Here is a 15,080-nt window from a genome sequence, read left to right on the forward strand (position 1 = left end):
TGTCCTCTCAGCGGTCGGTGAAGCGTTGGGCGAACGCCATCAGGTCCCGCCGTTCGATCGCCGCCGCCATCAGGTCCGGAAAAGCGTCCGGCGTGCACGCGAAGGCCGGCACGCCCAGCGCCGCCAGCGCCGCCGCGTTCTCATGGTCGTAGGCCGGCGCCCCCTCGTCCGACAGTGCCAGCAGCACGACCACCTGCACCCCCGCGGTTTTCATCTCCGCCACCCGGCGCAGCATCTGCTCCCGGACCCCGCCCTCGTACAGGTCGCTGATCAGCACGAAGATGCTGTCCCGGGGCCGGGTGATGAGCTGCTGGCTGTAGCCGATGGCCCGGTTGATGTCGGTGCCACCGCCCAGCTGCGTGCCGAACAGCACCTCGACCGGATCGCTCAGCTCCTCGGTCAGGTCGACCACCGCCGTGTCGAAGACCACCAGCGACGTCCGCAGCGACCGCATCGAAGCCAGCACCGCCGCGAACACCCCGGAGAACACCACCGACGCGGCCATCGAGCCGGACTGGTCGACGCAGAGCACCACGTCCCGCTGGATCGCGGTGGCGCGCCGCCCGTACCCGATCAGGCGTTCCGGGATGATCGTGCCCGGCCCGGGCTGGTAGTGCTTGAGGTTCGCCCGGATCGTCCGGTCCCAGTCGATGTCGGCGTGCCGCGGCCGGTTGATCCGCGCGGCCCGGTTCAGCGCGCCGCTGACCGCGGACCGGGTCTGCTGGGCGACCCGCTTCTCCAGCTCGGTGACGACCTTGCGCACCACCTGCCGCGCCGCGTCCTTGGTGCGTTCCGGCATCACCCTGTTCAGCGAGAGCAGCGTGCCGACCAGGTGCACGTCCGGCTCGACCGCGGCCAGCATCTCCGGCTCCAGCAGCAGCCGGGTCAGATCGAGCCGCTCGATCGCGTCGGCCTGCATCACTTGCACGACGGTGCTGGGGAAGTACTCGCGGATGTCGCCGAGCCACCGTGCCACCTTCGGCGCCGAACTGCCCAGCCCGGCCGAGCGGGCTGTCCGGCTGCCCTCGCCGTCACCGCCGCCGTCGTACAGGGCTGACAGGGCGGCGTCCATCGCACCGTCGCGGCCCTGCGCCGCGCCGAGCGACTCCTCGGCCGGGCCGCCGAGCACGAGCCGCCAGCGTCGCAGCCGCTCGCGCCGGACGGGATCTTCGCTGTCCGTCATGAGACCTCCCGGCCCAGCAGCGCACTCAAGGTCGGCAGCACCAGGGCCGCCCGGTCGTGGTCCAGCACCAGCGGCTCGCCGGTGGCGCCGCCGGCGCCGCCCGGGTCGGCGACGCGCTCACCGATCGCGCGGCGCTCACCCGCTGCGAAGGCCCCAAAGGTACGGCGCAGCAACGGCAGAACGTCATCAAAAGCGTCGGGTGCGATGTCGGCGAGCCACCCGTCGAGCAGTTCCAGCAGTGCGTCATCGTGCACGAGCAGCAGGCCACCGCCGGCGAGGAAACCCTCGACCCAGGCGGCGCCGTGCCCGGGTGGCGTGCCGACGGTCAACGGCAACCGCAGCCGCCGCTGCACCTCGGCAGTCCCGAGCCGACCCGCGTCGAGCAGCAGCCGAGTGAACCGCCCGGCGAGCAGCCCGTGCAGATCCGCGCGGCGCGAGGCTGATTCCAATGTGGTCAGCCAGCGGTCACGCAGCTCGTCGTCGTCGAGCAGGCTCACCGCGGAGTGCACGCCGTCGATGTGCGCCCGCAAGTCCTTCGCGGCCTCATCGGACAACGAGCCGACGGCGGAAGGCAACCCGGCGCAGACCCGGGTCAGCAGGCTGGCGGTGACGGTGGCCAGCCCGGCGACATCGGTGCGCCGTACGTCGCCGTACCGCAGGGTGCGGGCGAGGGCGGGAATGGCGGCCATCAGGTGGTTGATGTCGGCGTCGAGCGCGGCCCGTGTGTCGAGTGCGGCCAGCACCGGCGGGTACGCGTCCGCGAGATCGGCGAGCAGGCACACCTCGACGAGCGCGGTCACATCACCGAGGGACGCCGCTTTACGGGCCGCGTCGGTCACCTTGGTGGTGGCTGCGGCGACGACGGTGGTGCCGTACATGCTGCCCTCGACCAGCTGGACGGCGAAGTCGGGCAGCCACCGCAGCCGCCACTGCTCCCGGAACGTGCCGGTGCCGCGCTGAGTGGTGTCGGCCTCACCCCACGGCACCCCGATCGCGCGCAGCCGGTGCAGGAGCCGGCTGCGAGCCAGGTCGATGTCGCGGCGCAGGTCCAGGTCAAGAACGCGTTCGAGCGCCTCGGCCTTGAGCCGGACGGACCGCTGCTGGGCGGCAAGATCCCGGGCAAGCGGTACGGCGGGCATGGCATCGGGCACCGCACCGAGCCGCTCACCGACCACCAGCCGCCGATCGATCAGCTCGACCCGCAACGGCTCGCCGTCACACATGACCGCCTCGGCAGCCTCGGTCACCTCGGCCAGCCCGGCCAACGGCCGCCCGCGAACACCGGCCAGCGCCTCGGCAAGCCGGGTGGCCTCGATGACGTGCGCGGAAGAAGTGGGCACGCCCTCGGCCCGAAGCACCTGAGCAGCATCGACAAGCCAGCGCGGCACAACGTCGTCGCCGGTGGTGAACAGGTGGTGGTACCAGCCCGGCGACCGCACCCCGGCGCCGTAACCGGACCAGGAAGCGAGTCTCCCGTACGTCCACGGCACCCAGGTGAAGACGACCTTGGCCTTCTTCCGCCCCTTGAGCAGAGCGGCATCCTCCCGCGCGGTGACCTTGCGGGCGAGCGCGGGCACATGCCAGGCCCCGCAGACAACGGCGATGTTCTCGTGGGTGCGCCGCACCTCCCGCAGCACCGTGCGCATGTAGGCCTCCCGCAACAGATCCTCGGGATCCTCGGGCGCGTTGTCCCGGATGGCCGTCATAGCCTCGGCGATGGCTTCGAACGCGGGCATCCCCCGATGCTCGACAACGTCCTCCCACCACCGCTCGGGATCGTCGTAACCGGCCGCGGCGGCCAGCTCCCCGATGGGATCAACAGGCCGCAACCGCAGAACGGGCTCGTCCCCAGCAGCCTGGCCGGTCATCTCGTGTTCACTGTCCACAGCAGACCGCAGGTTCACGGGACGCGGAGAAACGCCAGGCGTGCTCGCAGATTCCGTGCTGGAGGGGTCCAGGTCTGAAGGCGCCGCTGGTGCCGCGCCGGTGCTCGGCAGCGCCGCCAGATCCGGCGGGAGGGCGACGCCTGGCGAGGCCGGGTCGGGAAGTGGATCGGCGCCGGTCGGCATCAGGACGGGCGGTGGTCCAGCGCCTGCTGGCGCCGGGTCGGGAAGCGGCCCAGCACCCGGCGATGCCGGGTCCGAGGGCGGCGGCCCAGCCGAAGGCGGCGCGTCCGGCGTCCGCCTGTCAGTCAACCGATAGGCATACGGCAAATCGAAGAACCGAACCGGCACCCCCCGCTCCGCCGCCCACCGCATCGCCTGCCATTCCGGGGAGAACACCGCGAACGGCCAGAACGCCGCCCGCCCCGGGTTGTCCGCCGCGTAGCCCAGCAGCGCCACCGGTGGCTCCAGGCCGGGGTCCGCCACCCAGCGGACCAGCTCGTCCGCTTCCGGCGGCCCTTCGATCAAGACGATGTCCGGGAGTTGGCGGTCGAGCTCCTGCACCACCGCCCGGGCCGAGCCGGGGCCGTGGTGGCGGATGCCGTAGAGCCGTTCAGGCATCGCGGGCGGCTCGGTAGAAGTCTCGCCAGTCGGTGCGTTCGCGGACGACTGTTTCCAGGTATTCGCGCCAGACGACGCTGTCGGAGACCGGGTCCTTGATGACCGCGCCCACGATGCCGGCGGCTATGTCGCTGGGGTGCAGGTGGCCGTCGCCGAAGTGGGCGGCCAGGGCCATGCCGCTGGTGATCACCGAGATGGCTTCGGCCGGGGACAGGGTGCCGGTGGGGGATTTCAGTTTGGTGCGGCCGTCCTCGGTGAGGCCGGTACGCAGCTCGCGGAAGATCGTCACGACCCGGCGGATCTCCTCCAGGGCGGTCGGGACCTCGGGCAGGTCCAGGGATCTGCCGAGCTGGCCGACCCGGCGGGCGACGATCTCCACCTCTTCGTCGGCGGACGCCGGCACGGGCAGGACCACCGTGTTGAACCGGCGGCGCAGCGCGCTGGACAGCTCGTTGACGCCGCGGTCGCGGTCGTTGGCCGTCGCGATCAGGTTGAAGCCGCGCTGGGCCTGGACCTCCGTGTTGAGCTCCGGGACCGGCAGGGTCTTCTCCGACAGCACGGTGATCAGCGCGTCCTGCACGTCGGACGGGACGCGGGTCAGCTCCTCCATCCGGGCGATGGTGCCGGTCTGCATGGCCCGCATCACCGGGCTGGGCACCAGGGCCGCCTCGGACGGGCCCTCGGCGATCAGGCGGGCGTAGTTCCAGCCGTACCGGATCGCCTCCTCGGCGGTGCCGGCCGTGCCCTGCACCAGCAGGGTCGAGTCGCCCGAGATAGCAGCCGCCAGGTGCTCGGACACCCAGGTCTTGGCCGTGCCGGGCACGCCGAGCAGCAGCAGCGCACGGTCGGTGACCAGGGTGGACACCGCCACCTCCATCAGCCGGCGCGGCCCCACGTACTTCGGGGTGATCTTGGCGCCGTCGCCGAGCAGGTAGGTCACCACCGCCTGCGGCGACAGCCGCCAGCCGGGCGGGCGCGGGCGCTCGTCCGTCGTGGCGAGCAGGGCCAGCTCCTCGGCATACTGGTCCTCGGCGTGCGGTCGCAGTGCGGTCACTCGGGCTCCCTCTATGTCCCTGCGGAATGCGATTGGCTGTGCCGGGAACGTTACTCAGGCCCCCCGACAAGATGGGCCGGACAAGATGGGCCGGTCAGCGCAGCTCCTGCAGCATCTCGTAGCGGAAGTCGAGGGTCCGGGCCAGGTCGGCCACCGGCCGGACCCGGGACACGTCGCCCTGCTGCTGATCGAGCTCCTCGGCCAGCCGCGCCACCGGCCCCGCATACCGGGGTGGCATGGCCAGTGCAGCCGCCCGGCACAGCTCCGCCAGCTGCCAGCTGTGCTTGTCCGTCCGCGCGCGGTGGGCGATCGTCTCCACCACCGCGACCGCCAGTTCCTCCGGCCATTCGCCCGGGTGCACCGCGAGCAGCCGGTGGGCGAGGTGGTCCTCGCGGCGCAGGAAGTCGGCGGCGATCCGGGCCAGGTCGGCGGGTGGCAGCAGCAGGTGCAGATCCCATCGCACCGCCTCGCGCAGCTTGGCCGCGCCTTCACCGGTGTCGTTGAAGACGAGCGCCGTGGCCCACTCGGACTCGGCCTGGACGATGGCGGCCTTGGCCCAGCCGTGCAGCAGCGGCGTCTCCCAGTCGTGGCCGCGGGCCAGCGCCACGGCCGCGGCGGGGCCGCGGTCGAAGGCGGCGGTCCAGGTGCTCAGCGGCGTGCCGGCGATGATCTCCTCCAGCAGCCAGGCCTGCACTCCCGTGCCGCGCGCGGGCTGTGCCGCCACGCCGTCGCGCCGCAGCTCCGGCGTCAGCTCCGCGGGCGGGGTGACGACGAGCCGGCCTTCCCAGCGCACCGCCTCGTGCGCCCGCACCGTCATCCGGCGGGCCAGCGCTGATCCGGGGAGTCGTTGCAGCAGATCGAGGGCGGTCTCCCGGACCTCCTTGCGGCGGTCGTCGAGCGCCTGCTCCAGGAAGGCGTCGTCGGCCAGGGACAGACCGGTGTCGAGAGCGGCCACGAAGCGGGCACGGTCGTCGGGCGCCTCCGTCGGCCAGGTGCTCTGCAACAGTGCGAGCGCGGCGGCGGGATCGGTGGCGCGCAGCCGCGACAGGTACGCGAGCCGTTCGCCCGCCGTGCCGGTCTCCCAGACCTCCGGATCGCTGGGCACCCCGGCCGCGGGAGCCTCGTCGCGCAGCCACCGCCAGTCGGGCCGCATCCCCGCCAGCCAGGTGCCACGATTGCCCGCCACCTTGCCGAGCGCGGGCCGGATGGCCGCGTTGCGCCGGCCCGCATCCAGCAGCGCCGGCAGCGTCTCGGGCGGCACGTGCCCGCCGTGCGCGGCGGCTGCCGCGAGCCACTGGGCCAGCAGTTCCTGCACCTGCTGAGCGCCGCCGGGCGCCGCGCCGTCGGTGAGCAAGCGGATCAGCCGAGCCGCCGCGGCCTCGGGGAACGGCGCATCGACCTCCGCCGGCGCGGGCTCGACCGGCGCATGCCCGGACTCCGGGGTGACGCCGGCCCGTCGGTATGTCAGGGCGGTCGCCGCCGCCTCCAATAGCGAGGATTCTCCGGTGTGCAGCTCGCGGTCACCGATGTGGACCGTCGGCGAAGCCCACGGTCGCCGGGCCGTCCCCACCAGCGCCGCCGCCAGCAGGTCGGCCGGCAGCTCGGGCCGGCGTGCTGTCGCGGGGCCGGGGGCCGGTGCTGCGGCCGGCACGTGGCGGCCGTGGACCCAGGCGGCGAGCGGTCGCAGCCCCGCGGGCGACCATTCCCCCGCGACGGTGGCCGGTGCGCCACCGGCCGCCGCCAGCAACCACCAGGGCTCCCGATGGCCGGGCGCCAGCGGCAACGACTCGCCCGCGGTGTCGGTGAGGAACCCGTCGGCGCTGGGCGCGACGCCGCCGATCAGCATCGGCGCGTCCGATCGCCACGGCTCGGCCGCGACCGTGGTCGCCCAGCCGGCCAGGGCGGTTCGCAACCCGACCGCGCCGGCCGGTGCGGTCAATGGCCGTGGCGGGCCGAACTGCTCCCGCACGAGCGCGCGCAGCGGCGCGGCTCCGGGATAGAAGCACAGTGCCGCATCGACGACGCTGCCCGGCACGAGCTCGGCGGACAAGGACTGGCCCGGCGCGGCGAACGACAGGACCAGCGCGAATCGTCCGGTCGTGGCCCCCAGCAGCCAGGTGCGCCGGGTGGTGATCGCGCCCTCGTCGCTGTCGACCTGGCCCAGGATCTGCCAGTGGTCACGGACCGGCGTCGTCGCGAGCACGTCCTCCTGGCTGACCGGGAAGCCGATCCGGGACCGGACCGTCGCGGCCAGGGCGGGCGGCAGGGTGTCGAGGCGTTCGTGACCGGCGACCAGCAGGCGGATCATCGCGAGGCCGCCGAGCAGCCGGTCGGCCCACTGCGGGCCGATGCCCGCCGCGCCACCGAGGCGCCGGACCGCCGAGGCCACCGTGGGGGCCTGCGCGTCCACGAGGCGAGCGGCCATCGTCTCGTACGGCTGGCGCCCCGCCTGTTGCGCCCCGGCCAGCCCCTGCTGCACCTGGTCGTCCAGCCATCGCCGCAGCTCGGCCATGCCCGCCGCGACCCGCTCGGCGCGTTGCTGCCCGCGCTTGCGGGCACCTTCCGGGTCCACCGGCCCGGGCTGCCGGGGTGCGGCCCGCGCCGCCCGGCCCGCGAGCCATTCCGTCACGAAGGCCGGTGCCGTGGTGGCCGGCTCGATCCCGCCGCCCTCGGCCCAGAGCAGCAGCAGCCCCAGCGCGTGCTTGCACGGGAACTTCCGGCTCGGGCAGGAGCACTTGTAGGCCGGGCCCGCCAGGTCGACGCCAACCTGGTAGGGCTGCCGGCCGCTGCCTCGGCAGAGCCCCCACAGCGACTCGCCGAGCAGCCCGGTCTGCTGCCACTTGGCGGCGCTGCTCACCCCGCGCGCACCCTTCAGCGAGCTCGCGTCGGGGGCGAGCGCGGTGACTTGGGCGGCAGTCCAGCGTTCAACGGGCACTGTCGCACTCTAGAAGCCCGGTACGACAAAATGCGTCCAACTAACTAGTTAGTCAGCTAGGCTGGCCGGCATGGTCCGCGATGCTGAGGACACCCGGAGGCGGCTGCTGGAGGCCGCGGCGACCGAGTTCGCCGAGCGGGGCATCGCCGGCGCCCGGGTCGACCGGATCGCGGCCGCCGCCATGGCCAACAAGGCGCTGATCTACTCCTACTTCGGCAACAAGGAGGACCTGTTCGACGCCGTGTTCCACGCCCTGGTGGTGGACACCGTCGAGGACGTGCCGATCGACCCGGACGACCTGCCCGGCTACGCGGCCCGGCTGTTCGACCGGATCCAGCAGCAGCCGTACGCGTTGCGCCTGGCCCTGTGGCACTCCCTGGAGCGCGGCAGCGCGACCATGCCGGCCGCCGTCGTCGCGGCCGACCAGCAGAAGGTCGCCGCCATCGCGGCCGCGCAGCGGGCCGGCCGGATCAGCGACCGCTTCCCGCCGGAGGAGCTCCTGGCGCTGGTCACCGGCCTGTCCGTGCTCGGCTCGCCGGATCTGGCCCTGACCCACACCGCGGGGCCCGACGGGCTCGCCGCACGCCGCCGGACGGTTGTCGAGAGCGTCCGGATCCTCACCGCGAAGGACACCACATGAAGGTCATCATCTTCGGCGCGACCGGCATGGTCGGTCAGGGCGCGCTGCGCGAGAGCCTGCTGGCCGCCGACGTCGAGCAGGTGCTGTCCGTCGGGCGCCGGCCCACCGGGGTGCGGCACCCCAAGCTGCGCGAGGTCACCCTGGCCGACTTTGCCGAGCTGACGCCGATCGAGGACGAGCTGCGCGGCTACGACGCCTGCTTCTACTGCCTCGGCGTCTCCTCGGTCGGGCTCGACGAGGCGGCGTACACGAAGATCTCGTACGACTATCCGGTCGCGGCCGCGCACATGCTTGCCGGGCTCAATCCCGAGATGACTTTCGTCTACGTGTCAGGCGCGGGGACCAAGCCCGACGGCCGGCAGATGTGGGCGCGGGTCAAGGCCCGGACGGAGGTCGAGGTCATCAAGACCTTCCCGAACGGGTACGGCTTCCGCCCCGGTTTCATCCAGCCGACCCACGGCGCCACCTCGAAGACCGGCATCTACCGGGTGACCTACGCGCTCACCGCGCCGCTGATCCCGTTGCTGTTCAAGGTCGCGCCGAAGTACGTGACCAGCACCGACCGCCTCGGCCAGGCGATGCTCCGGGCCGCGCGCACCGGTTTCGCCACCCGCATCGTGGAGAACGCGGACCTGCGCTGACGTCCCGGCCAGCACCGCGCCGAAGGCGAGCAGCATGCCCAGCACCTGCACCGGCGTGAGCCCCTGACCCAGGGCGGCCCACCCGACGGCGGTCGCCACCACCGGCGAGAGCAGCGCGAGCAGCGAGACCCGGGCCGCGGGCAGGCGGTCCAGCCCGCGGAACCAGATCGTGTACGCCAGCGCGGTGCCGACCAGCGACAGGTACGCGTACCCGGCGACGTTCACGCCGGTGAGCGTCGTCGGCAGTCCCTCGACGCCGAGCGCCAGTGGAGTGAGCAGCAGTCCGCCGGCGGTGAGCTGCCAGCCCGTGGTCGTGAGCAGCGAGGCGTCCGGGCGTCCCCAGCGCTTGGTCAGCACCAGGCCGAGCGCCATCGACGCCGTCCCGGCCAGCCCGGCCAGCAGCCCGATCGGGTCGAGCCGGGCCTCGGCGGTCAGCACGGCGAGCGCGACCCCGCCCGCGCCGACGACCGCGGCCAGGACCGTCCGCAGCGCGACCCGCTCGGTCAGCAGCAGCACGGTCAGCGCCGCGACCAGCAGTGGTTGCGCCGCGCCGAGCACTGCCGCCATCCCGCCGGGCAGCCGGTACGCGCTGACGAACAGCAGGGCGAAGAACACGCCGATGTTGAGCGTCCCGAGCACCGCCGAGCGCCACCACCAGTCGCCGCGCGGCAGCCGACGGGTCAGGGCGACCAGCAGCAACCCGGCGGGCAAGGCGCGCAGCGCGGCGGCTAGCAGGGGCCGTCCGGGCGGCAGGAACTCGGTGGTGACGGCGTACGTGGTGCCCCAGACGACCGGGGTCAGGGCGGTGACCAGCAGAACCGGCGGGCGCATCCGGACTCCCTCGACGCAAAGTATCTCGACATCAAGAGACTTATCCGTGATTGCCTTCTTGTCAAGAAGCTCGACATCGAGAGAATGGGGTCGTGGCACACACCGACGGCGTCGACCGGATCACCGAGCAATGGCACCGCGAGCGCCCTGACCTGGACACGACGGCGATGGCGGTGTTCGGCCGGATTTACCGGCTGGCCCGGATCGCCGGCGACGAGGGTGAACGGGCGTACGCGGACTTCGGCATCGGCCGCGCGGAATTCGACGTGCTCGCGACGCTGCGCCGGTCGGGGGAGCCGTACGAGCTGTCGCCGGGGGCCCTGGCCGCCTCGATGATGCTCAGCACCGGCGGCACCACCGCGCGGCTGGACCGGCTGGAGAAGGCCGGTCTGGCCGAACGCCGCCCGTCACCCTCGGATCGGCGCGGCGTGCTGGTCAGGCTGACGCCGAAGGGCATCGACGTCGTCGACCGGGCCGTGGCCGCCGGCCTGGCCCGGCAGCAGAGCCTGCTGAGCCATCTGTCACCGGCCGACCAGCGCCTTCTGGCCGACCTGCTCAGAGCCGCGCTGGAGCCGCACGAAGGTTAGGGCTTGCGCCCGACCCCGCCGTACATGGCGATGTGGGCCGGGTTCGGGCGGGGCTCCGGCTCGGACTCCGCGCGCCACTCGCTGACCGGGGTGACGCCCGGCTCGACCAGCTCCAGCCCGCTGAACAGGTCGGTGAACTCGGCGCGGTCCCGGGGCCAGATGTTGGTGACACCGGCCGCCAGTGCCGCGTCGTAGTCCGCCGCCATCTTCGCGGGCAACGGGTCCTTCGTCGCGTTGGTCACCACGAGGAAACTGCCGCTGGGCAGCGCGTCCATCAACGTGCGGACGATCGGCCGGCCGGCGCCGTACCCCTGGACGAAGTGCAGCACCGCGACCAGCATCAGCGCGACCGGCTCGCCCAGGTCGAGGGTCGCCCGCAGGTCGGGGTCGGCCAGGATCTGCTCGGGCGACCGCAGGTCGGCCTCGATGTAGGTGGTGCGGCCCTCGGGCGTGCTGGTCAGCAGCGCCCGGGCGTGCACCATCACCATCGGGTCGTTGTCGACGTAGACGACCCGGCTCTCCGGCGCGATGCGCTGCGCCACCTCGTGGGTGTTGTCCGCCGTGGGCAGGCCCGTGCCGATGTCCAGGAACTGCCGGATGCCGGCCTCCGCGGCCAGGTAGCGAGTGGCCCGCTGCAGGAAGCGGCGGTTCTCCAGCGCGGCCAGCCGGGCCGTCGGGAAGGTCTTGAGGATCTCGTCGCCGGAGGCCCGGTCGACCGCGAAGTTGTCCTTGCCGCCGAGCCAGTAGTTGTACCGGCGGGCGGGCTGCGCGGTCGTGCTGTCGATCTGGTCGCTCACGGGACCTCCAGGATGGACACCGGAGGAGATCCTATGCGGCGGCTCCGTGCGCGGTGGGGACGACCTCCGCCTCCTTGGGCGGCGGAGGCGGGGTGCCGTCGCCGAACGGCCGGCCGCCGAGTGCCTCGCGCCCGTGCTCGGTGAGCCAGTTGCCCAGGTCAGGGCCCGCCGGCACGATCCCGGTCGGGTTAATGTCGCGGTGCACCTCGTAGTAGTGCTGCTTGATGTGCACGAAGTCGATCGTGTCCCCGAAGCCCGGCGTCTGGAACAGATCCCGCGCGTACGCCCACAGCACTGGCATCTCGGTGAGCTTCTGCCGGTTGCACTTGAAGTGACCGTGGTAGACCGGGTCGAAGCGCACCAGCGTGGTGAACAGCCGCACGTCGGCCTCGGTGATCGTGTCCCCGGCCAGGTAGCGCCGGCCGGACAGCAGCTCGGAGAGCTTGTCGAGACGGTCGAAGAGCCGGTGGTACGCCTTCTCGTAGGCCTCCTGGGTGCCGGCGAAACCCGCGCGGTAGACGCCGTTGTTGACGTCGGCGAAGACGAACTTGTTCACCTTGTCGATCTCTTCGCGCAGGTGCTCGGGATACAGCTCGGGGGCGCCCTCGCGGTGGTACTTCTTCCACTCCAGGCTCAGGTCGACGGTGATCTGCGCGAAGTCGTTGGTGACCACCTGCCCGGTCGGCACGTCCACGATCGCCGGGACGGTGATGCCCTTGTCGTAGTCGGGGAACCGGGCGAGGAAGGCCTCCTGCAGACGTTCGATGCCGAGCACCGGGTCCCGGCCGCCGGGGTCGAGGTCGAAGGTCCAGCTGCGCTCGTCGTGCGTCGGGCCGGCGATGCCCATACTCAGCACGTCCTCGAGCCCGAGCAGCCGCCGTACGATGATCGCTCGGTTGGCCCACGGGCAGGCGCGGCTGACCACGAGCCGGTAGCGGCCGGGCTCGGCGGGATAGCCGTCGCGGCCGTCGGCCGTGATCCGGGTGGCGATGTAACGCTGGTCGCGGGAGAACTCACCGGACGGGTTGACGTAGGCCATGAAGCTATCGTGCCCCGGCAGCGGGGTGCGCCAACGTCAACGCGTCAATTTCCGGGGAGACGCTGGTCGCAGGGCGGGGGAGCCGGTTTTCTGGCAGGGTTGACAGATGAATGCGAAGATCACGAGTTACCTCGCCCGCTGGACGGCCTGGGTCCCGGTCCTCGCCGTCGCCGCCCTCATCCTGACGTGGGGCCGCGACCTGCCGCCGCCGGCCGTGATCATCAGCGGTCTGCTGCTGGCGGGGGCCGTGCTGGCCGCGGTGCATCACGCGGAGGTGGTCGCCCACAAGGTCGGCGAGCCGTTCGGCTCGCTGGTGCTGGCCGTGGCCGTGACCATCATCGAGGTCGCCCTCATCGTCACCCTGATGATCAGCGGCGGCGAAAAGGCGCAGGCCCTGGCCCGCGACACGGTGTTCGCGGCCGTGATGATCACCGTCAACGGCATCCTCGGCCTGTCCCTGCTGGTCGGGGCGATCCGCCGGCGGGTGGCGGTCTTCCACTCCGAGGGCACCGGAGGCGCCCTGGCCGCGGTGGCGATGATCGCCACCCTGAGCCTGGTGCTGCCCAGCTTCACGACCAGCCGCCCGGGCCCGCAGTTCTCCCCGGCCCAGCTCGGCTTCGCCGCGGTGGCCTCGCTCGCGCTCTACCTGCTGTTCGTGCTGGTCCAGACGCACCGGCACCGCGACTACTTCCTGCCGATCACGACGGCCGGCGAGGTCATCAAGGAAGAGGACCACCTCGAACCGCCGACCCGCCGGGCGGCGCTGACCAGCGTGGGCCTGCTGCTGGTCGCGCTGGTCGCGGTCGTCGGCCTGGCCAAGGGCGTCTCCCCGTCGATCGAGTCGGCGGTGGCCGCGGCCGGCATGCCGCAGGCGGTGGTCGGCGTGGTGATCGCGTTGCTGGTGCTGCTGCCGGAGACCATTGCAGCGGTACGGGCGGCAGCGCGTGACCGCATGCAGACCAGCCTCAATCTCGCCCTGGGATCGGCGATGGCGAGCATCGGCCTGACCATCCCGGCGATCGCCATCGCGATGATCTGGCTGGAGGGTCCGCTGCTGCTCGGCCTGGGCGGCACGCAGATGGTGCTGCTGGCGCTGACGGTGGTGGTCGGCACGCTGACCGTGGTCCCGGGCCGGGCCAACGTGTTGCAGGGCGGCATCCACTTGGGACTGCTCGCGGCGTTCCTTTTCCTGGCCGCCAGCCCGTAGCCGGCCCGGCCATCGGCTGATGGAACGACGAGGCCCCGCACGGTGATTTGTGCGGGGCCTTTCTGTGCCGTACGGCTGACCAGCTCGGTCGGCGGACCGCTCACCTGTCTGCCGCATGCCAAATACAAAACCTTGTATTGGGCCAAACATCAAGCCATTTATTTGGCCAACTGATTGGATATGCCACTTGGCCTACCTGCCGACCAGGGACGATGCACTCGTGACTCTTGAGGCGGCGGTACGGAAGCTCCGCACGGCGGAGGCCGGGGTGCCGCGTGCCCAGGAGCGGGCTGCCCAGATCATCCGGGAGGCCCGGGAGAAGGTGGACCAGGCGCGCGCCGACCTGGTCGAGGAGATCCGCGCCGCTGACCGGGCGGGGATGCGCCAGGTGGACATCGTGGCGGCCACCGGTTACAGCCGCGAGCGGATTCGCCAGATCCTTCTCGACAGTTGACTGTCAGGCCCTTCCCGCAGGACGCCGTGACGTGAGTGTCGGTGGGTGCGTCCCGCCGCGCCCCCGTGGCGGCGGGACGCACCGCTTCAGGCCGACTGGCGCAGCACCAGCGTCGGCTCGTAGATCACCGATGAGATGCGCATGGTCGGGTCTTCGATGCGGGCCATCAGCAGGCGGGCGCTTTCCGCGGCCATGTCCTCCAGCGGATGCCGCACCGTGGTCAGGGCCGGGCTCGCCGCCACCGCCGCGCTGCTGTCGTCGAAGCCGACCATCGCCACGTCTTCCGGCACGCGGCGGCCGGCGTCGCGCAAAGCCAGCAGGGCGCCGAGCGCCATCAGGTCGTTGGCCACGAAGACGCCGTCCACCTGCGGGTGCTCGGCCAGCAGGGTGCGCATCGCCTGCTCGCCGCTCTCCTGGGTGAAGTTGCCCGAGGCCAGCGGCACCCAGGCGTGCCCGTGCCGGGCCATCGAGCGGCGGAAGCCGGTGATCCGGTCGTTGCTGGCCGGCACGTCCGCCGGGCCGGAGATCATCGCCACCAGCTGGCAGCCGCGGCCGACGAGGTGGTCGGCGGCCAGTGACGCGCCGGTGTCGTTGGCCAGGTCCACGTAGTTGATCGGCACCGGGTCGGCCGGGCGGCCGATCATCACCGCGGGCACGCCGGCGTCGGTGAGCATGCGCGGCAGTGGATCGTGGCCCGGCAGCGACAGCACTATCACGCCGTCGGCCTGGCCGTGGCGCAGGTCGCCGACCAGCCGGGTGCGCTGCTCCTCGGTGCCGACGATCTGCAGCGCCAGCTGGATGCCGGCCGCGCGCAGCACGCTCATCAGTCCGCCGACGACCCGGCCGAAGTACGGGTCGGCGAAGAAGCGGCCCATGAACGGGTCGTCGTCGTGCGACTCCGAGTCGGACACGACCAGGGCCACCGTGCCGGTGCGCCGGGTGACCAGCGAGCGGGCCAGCCGGTTGGGCACGTAGCCGGTCTGGCCGACCGCGTTCCACACCATCTCGTGCAGCTGCGGGTCCACGTTGCGGACGCCGTTGATCACTCGGGAGGCGGTCGCCCGGGAGACGCCGGCGACCCGGGCCACGTCCTCCAGCGTCGGCAACCGCTCGCCGACGGGCAACCGCCGGGTGCCGGCGGTCATGGGGTGAGGCTCCGGGTCTGCATAACAGTTTTTATAGCACATGATGGAGAGCGCTCTCCGACC

General features: G+C 72.3%; 12 protein-coding genes and 1 pseudogene. 5 read left to right on the top strand and 8 right to left on the bottom strand.

Going from position 1 to position 15,080, the window contains the following annotated elements:
- Positions 1-7: 7 nt before the first annotated feature.
- The 4 genes from ACZ6S4_RS39685 to ACZ6S4_RS39700 form a co-directional block, all read right to left on the bottom strand.
- Positions 8-1,183, bottom strand: a complete 1,176-nt coding sequence (locus ACZ6S4_RS39685) for a VWA domain-containing protein (RefSeq protein WP_465479839.1) — start codon at positions 1,181-1,183, stop codon at positions 8-10.
- Positions 1,180-3,687 carry a DUF5682 family protein gene (locus ACZ6S4_RS39690; protein WP_465479840.1) on the bottom strand — a complete coding sequence of 836 codons (2,508 nt, stop codon included), beginning with the start codon at positions 3,685-3,687 and terminating at the stop codon, positions 1,180-1,182. Before ACZ6S4_RS39690 ends, ACZ6S4_RS39685 begins: the two co-directional genes overlap by 4 nt.
- A complete protein-coding gene (locus tag ACZ6S4_RS39695; protein WP_465479841.1) occupies positions 3,680-4,741 on the bottom strand; it encodes an ATP-binding protein in 1,062 nt (353 codons plus the stop codon). Before ACZ6S4_RS39695 ends, ACZ6S4_RS39690 begins: the two co-directional genes overlap by 8 nt.
- Positions 4,742-4,835: 94 nt before the next feature.
- Positions 4,836-7,676, bottom strand: coding sequence for an SWIM zinc finger family protein (locus ACZ6S4_RS39700; RefSeq protein ID WP_465479842.1), 2,841 nt, complete (start codon positions 7,674-7,676; stop codon positions 4,836-4,838).
- A gap of 70 nt (positions 7,677-7,746) precedes the next feature.
- Between ACZ6S4_RS39700 and ACZ6S4_RS39705 the strand changes: the two genes are divergently transcribed.
- Both ACZ6S4_RS39705 and ACZ6S4_RS39710 read left to right on the top strand, forming a co-directional pair.
- A complete protein-coding gene (locus ACZ6S4_RS39705; protein ID WP_465479843.1) occupies positions 7,747-8,316 on the top strand; it encodes a TetR family transcriptional regulator in 570 nt (189 codons plus the stop codon).
- Complete coding sequence (locus tag ACZ6S4_RS39710; protein ID WP_465479844.1) at positions 8,313-8,957, top strand: NAD-dependent epimerase/dehydratase family protein; 645 nt, start codon at positions 8,313-8,315, stop codon at positions 8,955-8,957. Before ACZ6S4_RS39705 ends, ACZ6S4_RS39710 begins: the two co-directional genes overlap by 4 nt.
- 21 nt (positions 8,958-8,978) lie before the next feature.
- Here the strand turns inward: ACZ6S4_RS39710 and ACZ6S4_RS39715 are convergent.
- A pseudogene (locus ACZ6S4_RS39715) lies at positions 8,979-9,788 on the bottom strand (EamA family transporter); the annotation flags it as partial.
- Between the two features lie 92 nt (positions 9,789-9,880).
- On the opposite strand from ACZ6S4_RS39715, the gene ACZ6S4_RS39720 reads away from it, so the two are divergent.
- Positions 9,881-10,375, top strand: coding sequence for a MarR family winged helix-turn-helix transcriptional regulator (locus tag ACZ6S4_RS39720; protein WP_465479845.1), 495 nt, complete (start codon positions 9,881-9,883; stop codon positions 10,373-10,375).
- Here the strand turns inward: ACZ6S4_RS39720 and ACZ6S4_RS39725 are convergent.
- Together ACZ6S4_RS39725 and ACZ6S4_RS39730 are read right to left on the bottom strand one after the other, a co-directional pair.
- Positions 10,372-11,172, bottom strand: a complete 801-nt coding sequence (locus tag ACZ6S4_RS39725; RefSeq protein WP_465479846.1) for an SAM-dependent methyltransferase — start codon at positions 11,170-11,172, stop codon at positions 10,372-10,374. The genes ACZ6S4_RS39720 and ACZ6S4_RS39725 overlap by 4 nt on opposite strands.
- Positions 11,173-11,203: 31 nt before the next feature.
- Positions 11,204-12,211, bottom strand: a complete 1,008-nt coding sequence (locus tag ACZ6S4_RS39730; protein WP_465479847.1) for a glutathione S-transferase family protein — start codon at positions 12,209-12,211, stop codon at positions 11,204-11,206.
- Between the two features lie 106 nt (positions 12,212-12,317).
- Here ACZ6S4_RS39730 and ACZ6S4_RS39735 point away from each other — a divergent pair, with 106 nt between their 5' ends.
- Together ACZ6S4_RS39735 and ACZ6S4_RS39740 are read left to right on the top strand one after the other, a co-directional pair.
- Positions 12,318-13,418 (top strand): calcium:cation antiporter, encoded by a 1,101-nt coding sequence (locus tag ACZ6S4_RS39735; protein WP_465479848.1) that lies wholly within the window; start codon positions 12,318-12,320, stop codon positions 13,416-13,418.
- A gap of 220 nt (positions 13,419-13,638) precedes the next feature.
- On the top strand, positions 13,639-13,872 hold the full coding sequence (locus ACZ6S4_RS39740; protein WP_465479849.1) for a hypothetical protein: 234 nt from the start codon (positions 13,639-13,641) through the stop codon (positions 13,870-13,872).
- Between the two features lie 86 nt (positions 13,873-13,958).
- Here the strand turns inward: ACZ6S4_RS39740 and ACZ6S4_RS39745 are convergent, their stop codons facing one another.
- Positions 13,959-15,017 (bottom strand): LacI family DNA-binding transcriptional regulator, encoded by a 1,059-nt coding sequence (locus ACZ6S4_RS39745; protein ID WP_465479850.1) that lies wholly within the window; start codon positions 15,015-15,017, stop codon positions 13,959-13,961.
- Positions 15,018-15,080: the final 63 nt, after the last annotated feature.

Source organism: Actinoplanes sp. NPDC051405 (assembly GCF_055586185.1).

Coding starts and splice junctions, on each gene's coding strand:
- ACZ6S4_RS39730 (WP_465479847.1), bottom strand. CDS start 12,211: ATGGCCTACGTCAACCCGTCCGGTGAGTTCTCCCGCGACCAGCGTTAC.
- ACZ6S4_RS39745 (WP_465479850.1), bottom strand. CDS start 15,017: ATGACCGCCGGCACCCGGCGGTTGCCCGTCGGCGAGCGGTTGCCGACG.
- ACZ6S4_RS39710 (WP_465479844.1), top strand. CDS start 8,313: ATGAAGGTCATCATCTTCGGCGCGACCGGCATGGTCGGTCAGGGCGCG.
- ACZ6S4_RS39705 (WP_465479843.1), top strand. CDS start 7,747: ATGGTCCGCGATGCTGAGGACACCCGGAGGCGGCTGCTGGAGGCCGCG.
- ACZ6S4_RS39685 (WP_465479839.1), bottom strand. CDS start 1,183: ATGACGGACAGCGAAGATCCCGTCCGGCGCGAGCGGCTGCGACGCTGG.
- ACZ6S4_RS39735 (WP_465479848.1), top strand. CDS start 12,318: ATGAATGCGAAGATCACGAGTTACCTCGCCCGCTGGACGGCCTGGGTC.
- ACZ6S4_RS39690 (WP_465479840.1), bottom strand. CDS start 3,687: ATGCCTGAACGGCTCTACGGCATCCGCCACCACGGCCCCGGCTCGGCC.